1 protein-coding gene and 1 tRNA gene are annotated in these 1310 nt (G+C 60.7%); one reads left to right on the top strand and one right to left on the bottom strand.

What is annotated here, in order from left to right:
* Positions 1-2 precede the first annotated feature (2 nt).
* Positions 3-1106, bottom strand: coding sequence for a tRNA guanosine(34) transglycosylase Tgt (tgt, locus tag NW853_RS06725; RefSeq protein ID WP_414348494.1), 1104 nt, complete (start codon positions 1104-1106; stop codon positions 3-5).
* Between the two features lie 119 nt (positions 1107-1225).
* Between tgt and NW853_RS06720 the strand changes: the two genes are divergently transcribed.
* Positions 1226-1308, top strand: a tRNA-Leu gene (locus NW853_RS06720).
* Positions 1309-1310: the final 2 nt, after the last annotated feature.

The following is a 1310-nucleotide window of genomic DNA, read 5'->3' as shown; positions in this document are numbered from 1 at the left end:
GCTCAGCCCTCGCGCCACGGATCCCAGTTCTCATGAAATTTGCCTTCCAGAATGGCCTGGCGCATTCTTTGGGTGTAGCGCACGAGCTCCGTGATGTTGTGGATGGAAAGCAGAGTGTAGCCCAGGATCTCTTGGGCGCGGATGAGGTGGCACAAATAGGCGCGGCTGAAGTGGCGGCAGGTGTAGCAAGGGCACTCAGGATCGATGGGATCCAGGCTGCGGCGGTGTTCGGCATTCTTGATGTTCCAGCGTTGGCCGCGGCTGATCACGGTGCCGTGGCGGGCATAGCGCGTGGGAATGACACAGTCAAACAAGTCCATGCCGGCAGCCACTGCCGCCCGCATCTCGGCATAGGTGCCCACCCCCATGAGATAGCGGGGGCGATCGGCTGGCAAGAGGGGGGCTGTTTGTCGCACCACCGCGTGCATTAGCTCCACCGGCTCTCCTACGCTGACGCCGCCGATGGCATAGCCGGGTAGATCCAGCCGACAGACTTCTTCCGCTGCCTGCCGACGCAGCTCCGGGTAAACCCCCCCCTGAACAATGCCAAACAAAGCCTGATCGGAGCGGCGGTGGGCTTCCACGCAGCGCTTCAGCCATTGAGTAGTCCGCCGCACCGCTGCCGCCACCGCCTCAGGGCTGGCAGGATAGGGCGGACACTCGTCAAAGGCCATAATGATGTCTGCCCCCAAAGCATTTTGGATCTGGATGGACAGCTCTGGAGTGAAATGGATAATACGGCCATCGCGGGGCGAGCGAAACGTTACCCCTTCCTCGTCGATTTGGCGGATGGCGCTGAGGCTAAAAACTTGGAAGCCGCCTGAATCCGTGAGGATGGGGCCTGGCCAGCCCATGAAGCGGTGCAGGCCCCCCGCCGCTTGAATGATCTCTTCGCCGGGCTGTAGGTGCAGGTGATAGGTGTTGCTGAGGATAATGTGGGCGCCGGTTTCCTTGAGTTGAGCAGGCGTGAGGGTTTTCACATTGGCCAGCGTTCCCACCGGCATAAAGCAGGGGGTTGGGATCTCGCCGTGGGGGGTAGTGAAATAGCCGGCCCGCGCCTGCGTGTTGGGGCAGGTGCCCTCGCAAACAAAAGTAAAAGCCGCCAAGGTTAGCGCTCTGGATCCACTGCCTGCGCAGCCGAGCTTAGCATAAGAGTCGGATCCCCTTCTAAAGTCCCCCAGCCCTTGACAGGGATCCCCTTTCTTGGGCATTCTTATAGATCGCCGCGGAACTGGCGGAATGGTAGACGCGCTAGATTCAGGTTCTAGTGGCAGCAATGCCATCGGGGTTCAAGTCCCCGGTTCCGCATT

This window comes from Synechococcus sp. H55.11 (assembly GCF_047462475.1).
In the GTDB taxonomy this organism is placed as follows: domain Bacteria; phylum Cyanobacteriota; class Cyanobacteriia; order Thermostichales; family Thermostichaceae; genus Thermostichus.
This window is presented reverse-complemented; position numbering and strand designations above follow the sequence as displayed.